Here is a 14,590-nt window from a genome sequence, read left to right as displayed (position 1 = left end):
GAAGCCGCGGTCTCGCGCTACTCCGCCGCCGCGCGCGTCCCGGCGCCGAGCAGGCTCGCCGCCTCCTCGTCGAGCACGAGCACGACGTCCGGATGCGCCTGGAGCGCGGTCGCGGGCCACGCGGGCGACGGAGCATCCTCGACGGCGTGCCGCACCGCATCCGCCTTGCGCAGCCCCTGCGCCACGAGCACGATGCGCCGGGCCTCGAGGATCGTCGCGATGCCCTGCGTGATGCAGCGGCGCGGCACCTCGTCGGCGCCCGCGAAGAAGCGCGCGTTGTCGGCGATGGTCTCCTCGGCGAGCAGCGCCTCGCGCGTGCGCGACGCGAACGCCGAGCCGGGCTCGTTGAAGCCGATGTGGGCGTTGCGGCCGATGCCGAGCAGCTGCACGTCGATGCCGCCCGCGTCGCGGATGCGCCGCTCGAACGCGGCGGCCTCGGCCGCGAGGTCGGGCGCGCCGCCGTCGGGCACGTGCACGCGCGCCGGATCGAGCCCGAGCGGCACCGTGACGAGCTCGTGCACGACGGTGCGGTAGCGCTGCGGGTGGCCGACCGGCAGCCCGACGTACTCGTCGAGCGCGAATGCCGTCGCCTCGCGCAGGTCGACCTCGCCCGCGGCGACGCGGCGCGCGAGCTCGGCGTAGACGCCGTTCGGCGAAGATCCGGTCGCGACGCCCAGCACGGGCGCGCGACCGGCGGGCAGCGCCGACACCACCGCATCCGCCGCGAGCCTCGCGTGCTCGGCCGCATCGCGGGCGATCCGCAGGCGCATCGATCCCGTCTGGCGGGCGAGGGGGCGTTGCATGGCTCGACGGTAGCCGACGACCGCATGCCCCCTAGCGGAAGTCGCGCGAGCCGCCGGTGGGCACGTCGAAGCGCTCGAGCCGGTCGGCGAGCAGCGCGATGACCCCCTCGGCGCTGCGCTGCAGCATGCCGCGGATGATGAGCGCGGGCGCGTGCCTCGCCACCTGCTTCTGGTTGAGCCACAGCCCCTTCGAGATGATGACGTTGAGCATGCCCGTCTCGTCCTCGAGGTTCATGAAGGTCACGCCCTGGGCCGTGCGCGGCCGCTGCCGGTGCGTGACGACGCCCGCGGTCTGCACCCGCCTGCCCGGCTCGGCCTCGGCGAGTGCCGCGATCGGCAGCACGCCGCGCGCCTCGAGCATCGCGCGGGCGTGCCGCACGGGGTGGTCGTCGGTCGCGACACCCGTCGCCCAGATGTCGAGCGCGACCTGCTCCTCGGCCGAGAGCATCGGCAGCAGCGGCACCTGCAGGCTCAGCTGCGAGCCCTCGAGCTGATCCTCGCGCTCGGTCGACGCCGGCCCCGCGAGCCACAGCCCCTCGCGGCGGGTGATGCCGAGCGCGTCGAGGGCGCCGGCGGTCGCGAGCGCCTCGAGCTCGCCCCGATCCAGGTCGGCGCGGCGCGCGAGGTCGTGGATGTCGCGGATCGGCGCAGCCTCGCGCGCGGCGACGATGCGCTCGGCGGCGCCCGCGCCGATGCCGGTCACGCCCGAGAGCCCCATCCGCACTGCGAAGCCGGCGTCGCGGCGGTGCCGCTGGCGCTGCGCGAGCGTCTCGGATGCCACGCGCGGCACGGGCGGCTGCTCGTGCGCGAGGCACGCGTCGTCGCCCAGCCGGCGCTCGCCGTGCCGCTCGAGGCCCGCGTCGACGCCCGAGCGCACCACGTCGGGACGCAGCGTCTCGACCTCGTGCCGCGCCGCATCCGCCACGAGGGTCTGCGGCGACCAGAACCCCATCGGCTGGCTGCGCAGCAGGCCGGCGAGGAACGCCGCCGGGTAGTGCAGCTTGAGCCACGAGGAGGCGTAGACGAGCTTGGCGAAGGCGAGCGAGTGCGACTCGGCGAAGCCGAAGCCCGCGAAGGCCTCGATCTTGCGGTAGATCGACTCGCCCGTCTCGGGGCTGATGCCGTTGGCCGCCATGCCCTCGAAGAGCTTGGCCTTGAGCGCCTCGATGCGCTCCTTCGAGCGCTTCGAGCCGATCGCGCGGCGCAGCTGGTCGGCCTCGCCCGCGTCGAAGCCGCCGACCGCGACCGACATCTGCATGAGCTGCTCCTGGAACAGCGGCACACCGAGCGTGCGCTCGAGCACGGGCTCGAGCAGCGGATGCGCGTAGGTCACGGGCTCCTGGCCGCTGCGTCGACGCAGGTACGGATGCACGGCGTCGCCCTGGATGGGGCCGGGGCGGATGAGCGCGATCTCGATCACGAGGTCGTAGAACGCGCGCGGCTTGAGCCTCGGCAGGGTGGCGAGCTGCGCCCGCGACTCGACCTGGAACACCCCCACCGCATCCGCCTCGCACAGCATGTCGTAGACGCCGGCCTCCTCGGCGGGGATGGTCGCGAGCCCCCACCGCTCCCCCGTGTGCTCGGCCGCGAGCGCCATCGTGTGCGACATGGCGCCGAGCATGCCGAGGCCCAGGAGGTCGAACTTCACGAGGCCCATCCACTCGCAGTCGTCCTTGTCCCACTGCAGCACGGTGCGGCCCTCCATGCGCGCCGGCTCGATGGGGCACACGGTGCCGACCGGCTGCTCGGTGAGCACCATGCCGCCCGAGTGGATGCCGAGGTGCCGGGGCGCGTGCAGGAACTCGCCCGCCAGCAGCGCCACCGGCTCGGGGATCGTCTCGACGTCGACCTGCGAGTACGACTCGACCGACTTCGACCACGCGTTCTGCTGGCCCACCGCGTAGCCGAGCGCCTTCGCCGCGTCGCGCACCGCCGACTTGGGCCGGTAGGTGATGACGTTCGCGACCTGCGCGGCGTTGCGGCGGCCGTAGCGCTCGTAGACGTGCTGGATGACCTCCTCGCGGCGGCCGGCGTCGAAGTCGATGTCGATGTCGGGCTCCTCCTCGCGCATCATCGAGATGAAGCGCTCGAAGGGCAGCCGGTAGCGGATGGGGTCGACAGCGGTGATGCCGAGGATGAAGCACACCGCGCTCGCGACGGCGCTGCCGCGGCCCTGGCAGAGGATGCCGCGCGAGTGCGCGAAGTCGGAGATCTCGAAGACGATGAGGAAGTAGCCGGCGAAGCCCTTCTGCTCGATGAGCGCGAGCTCGTGCTCGAGCCGCTCGGTCACGTGCGCGGCCGGCCGGCCTGCGGCGTCGGTCGCGTAGACGCGCGGCAGCCGCTCGGCGACGAGCGCCCGGAGCCATGTCATCGGCGTGTGGCCCTCGGGCACCTCGGTCGCCGGCAGCTTCGGCGAGGCGGCGCGCAGGTCGAAGGCGAGCGCGCGGCCGAGCGCGGCGGCGGTGTCGATCGCGCCGGGGAATGCGCGGAAGCGGCGGGCCATGACGGCGCCCGAGCGCAGCGACGGCACGCCGCCCGCCGGCAGCCACGCGTCGAGCTCGTCGATCGAGCGGCGGGCGCGCACCGCGGCGACCGCGTCGCCGAGCTGCTGCCGGGCGGGGGATGCGATGTGGGCGTTCGTCGTCGCGATGAGCGGCAGGCGGCGGGCCTCGGCGAGCTGTGCGAGCACGCGGTTGCGCTCGAAGTCGCGCGGGTCGCCGATGTCGGCGAGCTCGACCACGATGCGGTCGCGGCCGAAGAGCGACGCGAGCCGGTCGATCTCGTGGGCCGCCGCATCCGCCCCCTCGGGGCTCGCGCCGAAGCGGTCGAGCGCCTGCCGCACGGTGCCCTTGCGGCAGCCCGTGAGGATCATCCACTCGCCGCGCGCCGCCTCCGCGAGCCGCTCGAGCTCGAAGATCGGCCGCCCCTTCTCGCCCGGCCCGTGGTGGTCGGTCGCGAGGTAGCCGTCGGTGAGCGCCGACGCGAGCGCCGAGTAGCCGGCCGGGCCGGTCGCGAGCGCGACGAGGTGGCTGCCGTCGGGGTCGGGGATGCCGTTCTGGGGCGTCTCGAGCCCGAGCGAGAACTCGGTGCCGAACACCGTCGGCAGCTGCGCCTCGGCGGCGGCCTCGGCGAAGCGCACGGCGCCGTAGAGGCCGTCGTGGTCGACGAGCGCGAGCGCCTCGAGGCCGAGCCTGCGCGCCTCGTTGACGAGCTCGGCGGGGCTCGACGCGCCGTCGAGGAACGAGTAGTGCGAGTGCGCGTGCAGCTCGGCATACGGGGTGACCGCGCTGTCGCCGGGCACGCGGATGCGGGGGCGGCGAGCGTCGTCGAGGTCGTCGGGGTGCCGGGCGGCCTTGCCCGCGCCGACGTCGCGGTCGCTGAGGATGCCCTCGAGCTCGCGCCAGGGCATCGACGGGTTGTTCCAGCCGGCCACGGGTCACCCCCTCCCCGCGCGGCGGCACTGCCCGGGCCCTGCAGGGCACCCGCGCCGCGGATCGCTAGGCATAGCGGCCCTCCGCGACCCACGCGCCGTCGGCGTGCAGCAGCACCCACGCCTCGCCCTCGCCGTCGAGCAGCTGCAGCCGGTGCACCGTCGTGCCGAGCTCGCGCCGCCGGATCGGCCACGGCCCCGCCCACGCGACCACCCGGCGGCGAGCGGCGGCGGGCGGGGAGAAGACGGCGGGGGATGCCGCGCGCTCGTCGAGCGCGCCGGGCTCGACCGCGGCCCCCGCGGCATCGGTGAGCAGCACCGGCAGCGGCGGCCGGAAGACGACCGACGGCCGCGGTGCGGGCAGCGCGCCGGGCCACGGCCCCGCCGGCTGCGGCGGCGCCGCATCGCCCCACGGCGTGAGCACGCCGCGCTCGGCGAGCAGCCGGCCGCCGCCGGTGGCGGCTGTGAGCACGGCCTCGCGGCCGAGCTTGCTCTGCAGCCGCTCGAGCGCGTGCCGGGTGCGGTCGTCGATGCCGGTGCCGCCCCACAGGCCCGGCATGTGCTCGGTCGCCGCGTCGAGGCGCTCGGGCAGCGCCTGCACCTCGACGAGCGCCGAGCCGAGGTCGCTCTCGGTGAGCTGCCACCGCATCCGGTCGACGATGTCGCCCGCGCGCAGGAACCCCGGCTGGCGCCAGAGCCGCTCGCTCACGCGCCCCTCCTCACCGCGCAGCACGATGCGCAGCTCGCTGCATACGAGCCGCTGCTCGGCGAGCTGCCGCACGAAGCGCTCGACCGGCTCGCGCACCGCGAGCGCGAGCTCGGCGACGCCCTCGAGCCCGGGCTCGAACGCGAGCCGCAGCACCCGCTCCTCCCCCAGCCCCGCGTCGTCGATGCGACGGTCGTCGAGCCCGCGGGCGCGCGCGAGCGCGACGAGCCCCGCCTGCCCGAACCGGTCGCGGATGCTCGCGTCGGGCAGCCGCGCGAAGCCGCCGAGGGTGTGCACGCCGAGGCGGTGCAGCATGCTCGGCAGCTCGTCGTCGCCGAGCACGCCGACCGGCAGGGGCGCGAGGAACTCGGCGCTGCGGCCCGGCGGCACGATCGTCTCGCCGGCGCCGGCAGCGGCGCCCGCGGTCGCCGCGAGCTCGGCGGTGAAGCGGTCGTCGGCGACACCGAAAGCCGCCGTGAGCCCGAGCCCGGCGAGCGCGTCCCGCACCGCGCCGACCGCCCGCGGCTCGGAGCCGTAGAACCGGGTCGCCCCGCGCATCCGGAACGCGAGCCCGCCGTCGCCGATCGACTGCGCCGCAGGCACGACCGCGAGCACCGCCCGCACCACCTGCTCGAACGCGAGCGCCTCGCCCACCGGGTCGGCGGGAGCGAGCGCGAGCATCGGCGAGGCCGCCTGCGCGTCGCGCACCCGCATGCCCGCCCGCACGCCGTCGGCGCGGGCGCCGGCATCGCACGCGACGACGCGCAGCGCGTGCACGACCGCGCCCGGTGCGCCGGCCTCGCCGCCGGCCGGCAGCGCGCCCGTCCGCCGGGCGACGACGACCGGCCAGTCGGGCACCCGCAGCACGCCGACGCGCGTCTCGCGCGGGCGGCTGCGCGTGGCTGCCTCGCGCTCCCCGGTCTCGATCGTCATGCATCCATGATCGAACACACGTTCGAACATGGCAAGCGGATGCGGTGTGTCGCAGTGGTCCTCGACGGCCCCGGGCGCGCAGAGGTGCGGGGCGCCCGATGGACGCCCCGCACCCCGTCGTGATGGATCAGGACATGGTGCGCTCGCGGCGACGGCCGCGCATCAGCATCATGCCCAGCGCCAGCAGCACCAGCGCGGGCAGCGCGAGGCCGCTCGCGTCGGCACCGGTCACCGGCAGCTCAGCCGCGGCGGCGGGCAGCGACGCCCGACCGTCCCCGGCCGCACCCGTCTCGCCGCCGTCATCCGCCTTGCCCGGCTGCTCCGGGTTCGGCTGGTGGGGCGACTCCGAGTCCGGGCACTCCGCCTGCGGCGGCTCCGGGCACTCGTGCTCCGGGGGCTCCGGGCACTCGTGCTTCGGCGGCTCGGGGCACTCCTCCTCAGGAGGCTCCGACTCCTCGCCGCACTCGTGGCCCCAGCGGTCGGATCCGGAGATCACCATGGGGCACGACTCGGCGACGGCCGAACCGACGGATCCGACGCTCGTCGCGTCACCGAAGACGGCGATCGCGTTGCCGCTCCAGTTCGTGGCGTGCGCCGTGCTGGTCACCTGCTGGTTGCCCGAGAGCACACCACCGCTGCCGGACGAGATCACCGTGGGCGACGAGGTCGCCCGGGCGGACCCGACGGAGTGGTGGCTGCGCGCGTCGCCGAAGAGCGCCACGGCGTTGCCGCTGACGTTCATCGCCTCAGCCTCGGACGAGACCTGCTGGTTGCCCGACATGAGACCGCCGCTGCCCGAGGAGCGGACGTACGGCGACGAGGTCGCCTCCGCCGAGCCCTCCGAGCCGCGGCTGGTCGCGTCGCCGAAGACGGCCAGAGCGTTGCCGCTCCAGTTCTCCGCCGACGCCGAGCTCGTCACCTGCTGGTTGCCCGACAGGACACCGTCGCTGCCGGAGGAGTGGACGCGGGGCGACGACGTCGCCTCGGCCGATCCCTCGGACCACGAGGAGTGGGCATCGCCGAAGAGCGCCACGGCGTTGCCGCTGACGTTCATCGCCTCAGCCTCGGACGAGACCTGCTGGTTCCCGGACAGCAGACCGTCGCTGCCGTGGGACCGGACGTAGGGCGACGAGGTCGCCTCCGCCGATCCGTACGAGCCGCGGCTGGTCGCGTCGCCGCCCATCGCCAGAGCGTTGCCGCTCCAGTTCGTGGCCGACGCCGAGCTGGTGACCTGCTGGTTGCCGGAGAGGACACCATCGCTGCCCGAGGAGTGGACGCGGGGCGACGACGTCGCCTCGGCCCAGCCCTCGGAGTGGTGGCTGCGTGCATCGCCGAGGAGCGCCACGGCGTTGCCGCTGACGTTCATCGCCTCAGCATCCGAGGTCACCTGCTGGTTGCCCGACAGGAGGCCGTCGCTGCCGTGGGACCGGACGTACGGCGACGAGGTCGCCTCCGCCGATCCGTACGAGCCGCGGCTGCTCGCGTCGCCGAGGACCGCCAGAGCGTTGCCGCTCCAGTTCTCCGCGGACGCCGCGCTCATCACCTGCTGGTTGCCCGAGCCCATGCCGTCGCTGCCGGAGGAGTGGACGCGGGGCGACGAGGTCGCCTCGGCCGATCCCTCGGACCACGAGGAGTGGGCGTCGCCGAAGAGCGCCACGGCGTTGCCGCTGACGTTCATCGCCTCAGCCTCGGACGAGACCTGCTGGTTCCCGGACAGCAGACCGTCGCTGCCGTGGGACCGGACGTAGGGCGACGAGGTCGCCTCCGCCGATCCGTACGAGCCGCGGCTGGTCGCGTCGCCGCCCATCGCCAGAGCGTTGCCGCTCCAGTTCGTGGCCGACGCCGAGCTGGTGACCTGCTGGTTGCCGGAGAGGACACCATCGCTGCCCGAGGAGTGGACGCGGGGCGACGACGTCGCCTCGGCCCAGCCCTCGGAGTGGTGGCTGCGTGCATCGCCGAGGAGCGCCACGGCGTTGCCGCTGACGTTCATCGCCTCAGCATCCGAGGTCACCTGCTGGTTGCCCGACAGGAGGCCGTCGCTGCCGTGGGACCGGACGTACGGCGACGAGGTCGCCTCCGCCGATCCGTACGAGCCGCGGCTGCTCGCGTCGCCGAGGACCGCCAGAGCGTTGCCGCTCCAGTTCTCCGCGGACGCCGCGCTCATCACCTGCTGGTTGCCCGAGCCCATGCCGTCGCTGCCGGAGGAGTGGACGCGGGGCGACGAGGTCGCCTCGGCCGATCCCTCGGACCACGAGGAGTGGGCGTCGCCGAGGAGCGCGACAGCGTTGCCGCTGACGTTCATCGCCGACGCGTCGGACATCACCTGCTGGTTGCCCGACAGGACACCGTCGCTGCCGTGGGACCGGACGTAGGGCGACGAGGTCGCCTCCGCCGATCCGTACGAGCCGCGGCTGGTGGCGTCGCCGAGCACGGCCAGAGCGTTGCCGCTCCAGTTCGTGGCCGACGCCGAGCTCATCACCTGCTGGTTGCCCGAGCCCATCCCGTCGCTTCCCGACGAGTGCACCCGCGGCGACGAGGTCGCCTCGGCCCATCCGTCGGAGTGGTGGCTCGACGCGTCGCCGAGGAGCGCAACGGCATTGCCGCTGACGTTCATCGCCTCAGCATCGGACCAGACCTGCTGGTTGCCCGAGAGCAGACCATCGCTGCCGTGGGAGCGGACGTAGGGCGACGAGGTCGCCGTGGCCGATCCTTCGGATCCCCTGCTCGACGCATCCCCGAGCACCGCGAGAGCGTTGCCGCTCCAGTTGGTGGCCGAGGCCGAGCTCATCACCTGCTGGTTGCCCGAGAGCATCCCCTCACTGCCGGACGAGTGCACCCGCGGCGACGACGTCGCCTCGGCCGAGCCCTCCGACCACGAGCTCCGCGCGTCGCCGAGGAGCGCAACGGCATTGCCGCTGACGTTCATCGCCGAAGCCTCGGAGCTGACGTGCTGGTTGCCCGACAGCATCCCATCGCTGCCGTGCGAGCGGACGGACGGCGACGAGGTCGCCGTGGCCGATCCTTCGGATCCCCTGCTCGACGCGTCCCCGAACACCGCAAGAGCGTTGCCGCTCCAGTTCGTGGCCGACGCCGTGCTGGTCACCTGCTGGTTCCCCGAGAGGAGACCGTCGCTGCCCGACGAGTGGACGCGCGGCGACGAGGTCGCCTCCGCCCAGCCGTCGGAGTGGTGGCTCGAGGCGTCGCCGAAGAGCGCCACGGCGTTGCCGCTGACGTTCATCGCCTCAGCCTCGGACGAGACCTGCTGGTTGCCCGAGCCCATCCCGTCGCTGCCCGACGAGGCGACGCGCGGCGACGACGTCGCCTCCGCCGAACCCGTCGAGTCCTCGCTCGTCGCGTCCCCGAACACCGCAAGAGCGTTGCCGCTCCAGTTCGTGGCCGTGGCCGAGCTGGTCACCTGCTGGTTGCCCGACAGGAGACCCTCGCTGCCCGACGAGTGGACGCGCGGCGACGACGTCGCCTCCGCCGAACCCGTCGAGTCCTCGCTCGTGGCGTCGCCGAAGACCGCAACGGCGTTGCCGCTGACGTTCGTCGCCTCAGCCTCGGACGAGACCTGCTGGTTGCCCGAGAGCATCCCCTCACTGCCCGACGAGCGCACCTGCGGCGACGACGTCGCCTCGGCCGAACCCGTCGAGTCCTCGCTCGTCGCGTCACCGAACACGGAGACGGCGTTGCCGCTCCAGTTGGTGGCCGTGGCCGAGCTGGTCACCTGCTGGTTGCCCGACAGGAGACCCTCGCCGCCCGACGACTCGACCTCGGGCGACGACGTCGCCTCCGCCGAACCCGTCGAGCCCTCGCTCAGCGCGCTGCCGAACACGGAGATCGCGTTGCCGCTGATGTTCCATGCGCCGGCCGTGCTCCAAGCCTGCTGGTTGCCGAAGAGCAGCCAGCCCATGAACGACGCCACCCAGTCCGACTCGCCCGAGGACGAGACCGACGGGGACGACGTCGCGGTCGCCGACCCGACAGAGCCGATGCTCTTCGCGTCGCCGAACACCGAGATCGCGTTCCCGCTGAAGTTCCAGGCCTCGGCCGAGCTGCCGACCTGCTGGTTCCCCGAGAGCATCCCTCCGCCGCCCGAAGAGCTCGCCGAGGGGGACGACGTCGCCGTCGCGGACCCGGTCGAGTTGATGCTCTTCGCGTCGCCGAAGACGGAGATCGCGTTGCCGCTGAAGTTCCACGCGCTCGCGGAGCTTCCGACCTGCTGGTTGCCCGACAGCGTGCCTCCGGCGCCCGAAGAGCTCGCCGAGGGGGACGACGTCGCCGTCGCGGACCCGGTCGAGTTGATGCTCTTCGCGTCGCCGAAGATGGAGATCGCGTTGCCGCTGATGTTCCATGCCGTCGCGGAGCTGCCCACCTGCTGGTTGCCCGACAGGAGGCCGCCTCCACCGCTGCCCGACGAGCTCGCCGTGGGAGACGACGTCGCCGTCGCCGACCCGGTCGAGTCGATGCTCTTCGCATCGCCGAACACCGAGATCGCCATGCCGCTGATGTTGCAGGCACCAGTCGAGCTGTCGATCAGGATATTGCCGCCCGTGAGCAGACCGCCGCTCCAGAGCGACAGCCAGGGCATCGACGTCGCCGTCGCCGATCCCGTCGACCCGACCGAGATCGCGTCGCCGAAGACCGAGATGGCGTTGCCGCTGAAGTTGCACGCGTAGGCACCGCTCGTGACCTGCTGGTTGCCCGACAGGACGCCGCTGCCGCCGCCGCTCTGCGTCGTCGTGGGCGCGGCGGTGGTCGAGCCCGTGGGCTGCGTCCCCGTCGTGACCGTGGGCGACGACGTCGCCGTCGCCGACCCGGTCGAGCCCACGCTCGTCGCGTCACCGGTCGACGTGGGCGTCGACGTCGTCGTCGACGTCGGTGCCGCGGTCGTGGTGACCGGTGCGGACTCCGCCTCCGGCCCTGCGGCCGGTGCGGTTGCCGATTCGGTGACCGGCGCTGCAGGGGCCGGGGCTGGTGCCTCGGGAGCTGCAGGCTGAGGTGCCGGGGCCGGAGGCTCAGCGACCGGAGCCGCCGGGGCCGGAGGCTCAGCGGGCGGAGCCGCCGGAGCCGCCGGGGCGGGATCCGCAGCAGTCGGCGCCGCAGGCTCGGTAGCCGGAGCCTCGGCTGCCGGTTCAGCGACGGTCTCCGTCGCCACAACCGGTGGACTTTCGGAGCCAGGGCTCAAGGAGCCCTCCTCCGTGGCACTGGCCACGCCAGTGCCTGCGGCCCAGAGGCCGCCAGCGAGCGCTACGACGAGCAGCGCGCGCTTGGTGAGCTGTTTCATGGCTCATCCCTTTCAAGTGGATGGGGTCGAGCCGCATCGTTGCGGCCGACATCGTTCCGCGCGTCGCGCGGTCACGACCCCACTCAGTTCGGATGGGCGATGCAGTCCTGCGGGAGCGAGTCCGGGATGCGGCTCGCTTCGTCCGCATCGTTCGCGCCGTCCCCTGGACGGGGCAGCACGTAGGTCTCGGTGATGGCGAGCGGCTGCGTCGAGCCGACGCCGCCCGACGAGCCGCCGACGGCTCCGGCAGGGACGCCCGCCGGCGCGGGCAGCGGCACCTTCCGGGGCGCGAGCGGCCCCGCGACGCGGTCGAGCTTGGTGCTCGTACCGACGCGCGCCGCTCCCTCGAGCGGGTCTGCCTGCGCGTGCGACGGCGCGGCCGCGGCGCTCGGGCTCGGCGCGCCGATCGCACCGTCGGCCGCTGCCTGCGAGACCGGAGTACCGGGCGGATGCGCGAGGTCGCGGACCAGCGCGAGCATCGCCGCGGGCGCGATCGCCGCAGCCTGCGTCGGTGACGCCGCCCGCAGCGCATCCGTGACCGCGTGCTCGAGGACCAGCGGCGCATCGGCCACGACGTCGGCCATGGAGGACAGCCAGCCGTCCGCATCCGTGAGCGCCGCCGCGATGCTCTCGCGGAGCGCATCGCGCACGAGGTCGGCGAGCGACTGTCGCACCGATTCGCTGAGGAGGCCGTCGATCCAGCGGTCGAGCGCGTCAGCGAGCGCGTCCTGCACGATCGCCTGCAGCATCGGGGGCAGCAGCGCCTCTGCGGGGGCGGCTGCCGGGTCATCGGGCTGGGCTTCGACCTCGGGCGCGACCCCGGCGAGCAGGCGCTCCACGAGCGCCTCGATCGAGCCGGCGACGCTCCAGTCGCTCTGCGCCACGACGACGGAGGTCGTGCCGACGTCGGGTGCCACAGCCGCGACCGGAGCCGCACCCTCGGGCGCGGGCTGCGCCTCGGCGACGGGTTCGGCGGTCGTCGCGGCGGTCGTCGCGACGGTCGTCGCGACGGGACCCGGCTCAGGAGCGGTCGCGGTCGCCGTCGGCTCGGCGGCCGGCGCATCGGCTGTGGCCGCGACGGGGTCGGTCGCGGGTTGCGCGGGGGGCGCTTCGGCCTCCCCCGACGCGATCGGCGGCGCGGCCGTCGGGGCGTCGCCCGGCGCGGGCTCCTCGGCCACCGGCGCCGACTCCTCGGCCACTGGCGCAGGCTCGGTGACGACCGGCAGCGGCTCCGAGATCACGGGTTCCGGCGCAGCTTCGGGAGCGGGTGCTGGCTCGGCCGCCGGCACGGGCTGCGCGTCCTCCGTCGCGGTGAGCACGGTGGTGTCGGCGGGTGCAGCCGGGTCGTCCGCGGCGCTCGAGGCCGCGCCGCCGAGCAGCAGCGACAGGGCGACGGCGCCGAGGGAGGCGGCTCCGGCGGCGAGGGCGCGTCGGGCGAAGCGAGTGCTCGCTTCCCTGCGCCGCGCGTCCATGAACGCCTCCCCAGAGGGCCTTCGAAGTGGTTGCGTGGGGTACAGTACGCCCGGCTCATATCGAATTCAAACGGCGTTATTGATCTTTGGACAGGGTTGAGCCATGCCTGAGCGAAGGCTCGAGGAGCGCGTCGGGCGTGTCTCAGGCGGCGGGTCTCGCCGCGGTCGGCCCGAGTGCCCCATGACCGGCGGCCGCGGCGGCTGCGCGAGGCTCGAGCAGCGGGATCCGCGCGAGCTGCGCGGCCCCGCCGGAGCCGACCTCGACGAGCAGGTCGCCCGACGCGATGCGCCCGTCCCCATCCTCGAGCCCCTGCCACTCGGCGCGCACGCTGCGCACGGTCGTGGCGGCGCCGGCCCACGGCCCAGCGACCAGCAGCGTCGACGACGCCTGCCGCAGCCTCGCGACGAGCCTCGCGGCATCCGTGGGCGCCACCCGGCCCGGCGACGCGGCGAGCACCACCGGCATCGCCTCCACGAGGCTCGCGACGGCATCGAGCCAGGCGCGGCCCGGATGCGGCACGAGCGCGATGCGCTCGATCGGCACCCCGAGGTCGCGCGCCGCTTCGATGCCGAGATCGGGCATCCCGACGATCGCGCCCCACGAGCCCGCCGGCATGGCCGCGCCCATGCACACGAGCGCGAGGCCGCGCGAGTCGATGCTGTGCACGGCACCCGAGCGCAGCCGCCGCACCACGTCGTCGAGCCCCGCGGGAGCGGCCGCATCGAGCGACGGCACCCCGTGCTGCGGAGCGGCCTGCTGCATGCCGCGGAGCCTCGCGCGCAGCGCCTCGACGGTCGCCGTGCGGTCGCTCCCCGTGCGGCGCTCGAGCCTCGTCGATGCCATCGCCATCCCTCCATTCTCGAACGTGTGTTCGAATGCTGCAAGCCCCGGCGGCGTGTCGGGGCGCCCCCTCCCGTGGGATGATCGAGCCGTTCCGCCCCGCGCGGGGATCCACGTCGAGGAGGCCGGATGGCGAACGTCGCCGATGACCCCACCGTCACCGACCCGAGCGTCGCACCGACCGCTGACGCGACCCGGCCCGCGCCGATCCTCTGCGTCACCACGAACCCCGCGATCGACATCACCTACGCGATCGACGAGCTGCGCCCCGGCACGAGCCACCGCGTGCCCACCGGCCTCGCGTGCGCCGGCGGCAAGGGCGTCAACGTCGCCCGGGTGCTGCACCAGCAGCACGAGCCGGCGATCGTCATCGCCCCGATCGGCGGGCCCGTGCAGGTGCTGTTCGTGCACGACCTCGACCGTGCGGGCATCCCCCACCGGCTCGTCGAGGTCGACGCGCCCACGCGGCGCACCACCGCGATCGTCACCCGCGCCGGCACCACCAACCTCAACGAGACCGGCGAGCCGATCGCGCCGGCCGACTGGGAGCGGCTCGTCGCCATCGTGCGCGACGAGGCGCCGCGGGCACGCGTCATCGTCTCCTCGGGATCGCTCCCGCCCCAGACACCGCAGGGGCTGTGCGCCAGCATCGTCGAGACCGCGGTCGCGGCCGGCAGGCCCGTCATCGTCGACGTCGGCGGCGAGCAGCTGCGCCACGCGGCCGCCGCGGGCGCCACCGCCGTCAAGCCCAACCGGCACGAGCTCTTCGACGCGATGGGCGGGACCGACCCGCTCGACGCCGCACGCAGGCTCGCGGCCGAGAGCACGGGCACCGTCTTCGCCTCGCTCGACGTCGAGGGGATGCTCGCGGTGCTGCCCGACGGACGCGCGTGGCACGCGCAGCTCGACCACGTGCTCGAGGGCAACCCCACCGGCGCCGGCGACGCCGCGGTCGCCGCGCTCGCCCAGGCGATCGCCGAGGGCGCGACGCTCGAGGAGCAGCTCGCCCGCGCGACTGCCTGGTCGGGGGCTGCGGTGCTCGCCGCGCAAGCGGGCGCGATCGACGACCCGGCGCCGCTCGTGCCGCGCATCCGCATCACCCCGATCGGCTGATCCGC

The 14,590-nt window shown here is 74.4% G+C and carries 9 protein-coding genes; 3 read left to right on the top strand and 6 right to left on the bottom strand.

Features of this window, described 5'->3' with window-relative positions; genetic code table 11:
* Positions 1-17 precede the first annotated feature (17 nt).
* From BLT67_RS09915 to BLT67_RS13450, 4 genes are all read right to left on the bottom strand, one after another.
* Entirely contained in the window at positions 18-803 is a 786-nt protein-coding gene (locus tag BLT67_RS09915) for a glucosamine-6-phosphate deaminase (RefSeq protein WP_231945464.1), read from the bottom strand.
* Between the two features lie 31 nt (positions 804-834).
* The gene (locus BLT67_RS09910) at positions 835-4,212 is read right to left on the bottom strand and encodes an error-prone DNA polymerase (RefSeq protein WP_092667619.1); all 3,378 of its coding nucleotides are present in this window, start codon (positions 4,210-4,212) and stop codon (positions 835-837) included.
* Positions 4,213-4,300: 88 nt separating this feature from the next.
* Complete coding sequence (locus tag BLT67_RS09905; RefSeq protein ID WP_157674317.1) at positions 4,301-5,872, bottom strand: DNA polymerase Y family protein; 1,572 nt, start codon at positions 5,870-5,872, stop codon at positions 4,301-4,303.
* A 127-nt stretch (positions 5,873-5,999) separates the two neighbouring features.
* On the bottom strand, positions 6,000-8,660 hold the full coding sequence (locus BLT67_RS13450; protein ID WP_157674316.1) for a hypothetical protein: 2,661 nt from the start codon (positions 8,658-8,660) through the stop codon (positions 6,000-6,002).
* On the opposite strand from BLT67_RS13450, the gene BLT67_RS13445 reads away from it, so the two are divergent.
* Both BLT67_RS13445 and BLT67_RS09895 read left to right on the top strand, forming a co-directional pair.
* Positions 8,641-10,551 carry a hypothetical protein gene (locus tag BLT67_RS13445; RefSeq protein ID WP_157674315.1) on the top strand — a complete coding sequence of 637 codons (1,911 nt, stop codon included), beginning with the start codon at positions 8,641-8,643 and terminating at the stop codon, positions 10,549-10,551. The two genes, BLT67_RS13450 and BLT67_RS13445, sit on opposite strands and share 20 nt — an antisense overlap.
* A 9-nt stretch (positions 10,552-10,560) precedes the next feature.
* The gene (locus BLT67_RS09895; RefSeq protein ID WP_157674314.1) at positions 10,561-10,872 is read left to right on the top strand and encodes a hypothetical protein; all 312 of its coding nucleotides are present in this window, start codon (positions 10,561-10,563) and stop codon (positions 10,870-10,872) included.
* 370 nt (positions 10,873-11,242) lie between these two features.
* Here BLT67_RS09895 and BLT67_RS09890 read toward each other — a convergent pair whose 3' ends face one another.
* Together BLT67_RS09890 and BLT67_RS09885 are read right to left on the bottom strand one after the other, a co-directional pair.
* Positions 11,243-12,631 (bottom strand): hypothetical protein, encoded by a 1,389-nt coding sequence (locus tag BLT67_RS09890; protein ID WP_092666861.1) that lies wholly within the window; start codon positions 12,629-12,631, stop codon positions 11,243-11,245.
* 142 nt (positions 12,632-12,773) lie between these two features.
* Complete coding sequence (locus BLT67_RS09885) at positions 12,774-13,481, bottom strand: hypothetical protein (protein WP_092666860.1); 708 nt, start codon at positions 13,479-13,481, stop codon at positions 12,774-12,776.
* 120 nt (positions 13,482-13,601) lie between these two features.
* Between BLT67_RS09885 and BLT67_RS09880 the strand changes: the two genes are divergently transcribed.
* Positions 13,602-14,585, top strand: a complete 984-nt coding sequence (locus tag BLT67_RS09880) for a 1-phosphofructokinase family hexose kinase (RefSeq protein WP_092666859.1) — start codon at positions 13,602-13,604, stop codon at positions 14,583-14,585.
* Positions 14,586-14,590: the final 5 nt, after the last annotated feature.

It is taken from the genome of Agrococcus carbonis, from assembly GCF_900104705.1.
Lineage (GTDB): Bacteria > Actinomycetota > Actinomycetes > Actinomycetales > Microbacteriaceae > Agrococcus > Agrococcus carbonis.
Note: the sequence above shows the minus strand (reverse complement) of the source record. Positions and strands in the feature narration are given on the sequence as shown.

Coding starts and splice junctions, on each gene's coding strand:
- BLT67_RS09915 (WP_231945464.1), bottom strand. CDS start 803: ATGCAACGCCCCCTCGCCCGCCAGACGGGATCGATGCGCCTGCGGATC.
- BLT67_RS09890 (WP_092666861.1), bottom strand. CDS start 12,631: ATGGACGCGCGGCGCAGGGAAGCGAGCACTCGCTTCGCCCGACGCGCC.
- BLT67_RS09910 (WP_092667619.1), bottom strand. CDS start 4,212: ATGCCCTGGCGCGAGCTCGAGGGCATCCTCAGCGACCGCGACGTCGGC.
- BLT67_RS09880 (WP_092666859.1), top strand. CDS start 13,602: ATGGCGAACGTCGCCGATGACCCCACCGTCACCGACCCGAGCGTCGCA.
- BLT67_RS13450 (WP_157674316.1), bottom strand. CDS start 8,660: ATGAGCTCGGCCTCGGCCACCAACTGGAGCGGCAACGCTCTCGCGGTG.
- BLT67_RS09905 (WP_157674317.1), bottom strand. CDS start 5,872: ATGACGATCGAGACCGGGGAGCGCGAGGCAGCCACGCGCAGCCGCCCG.
- BLT67_RS09885 (WP_092666860.1), bottom strand. CDS start 13,481: ATGGCGATGGCATCGACGAGGCTCGAGCGCCGCACGGGGAGCGACCGC.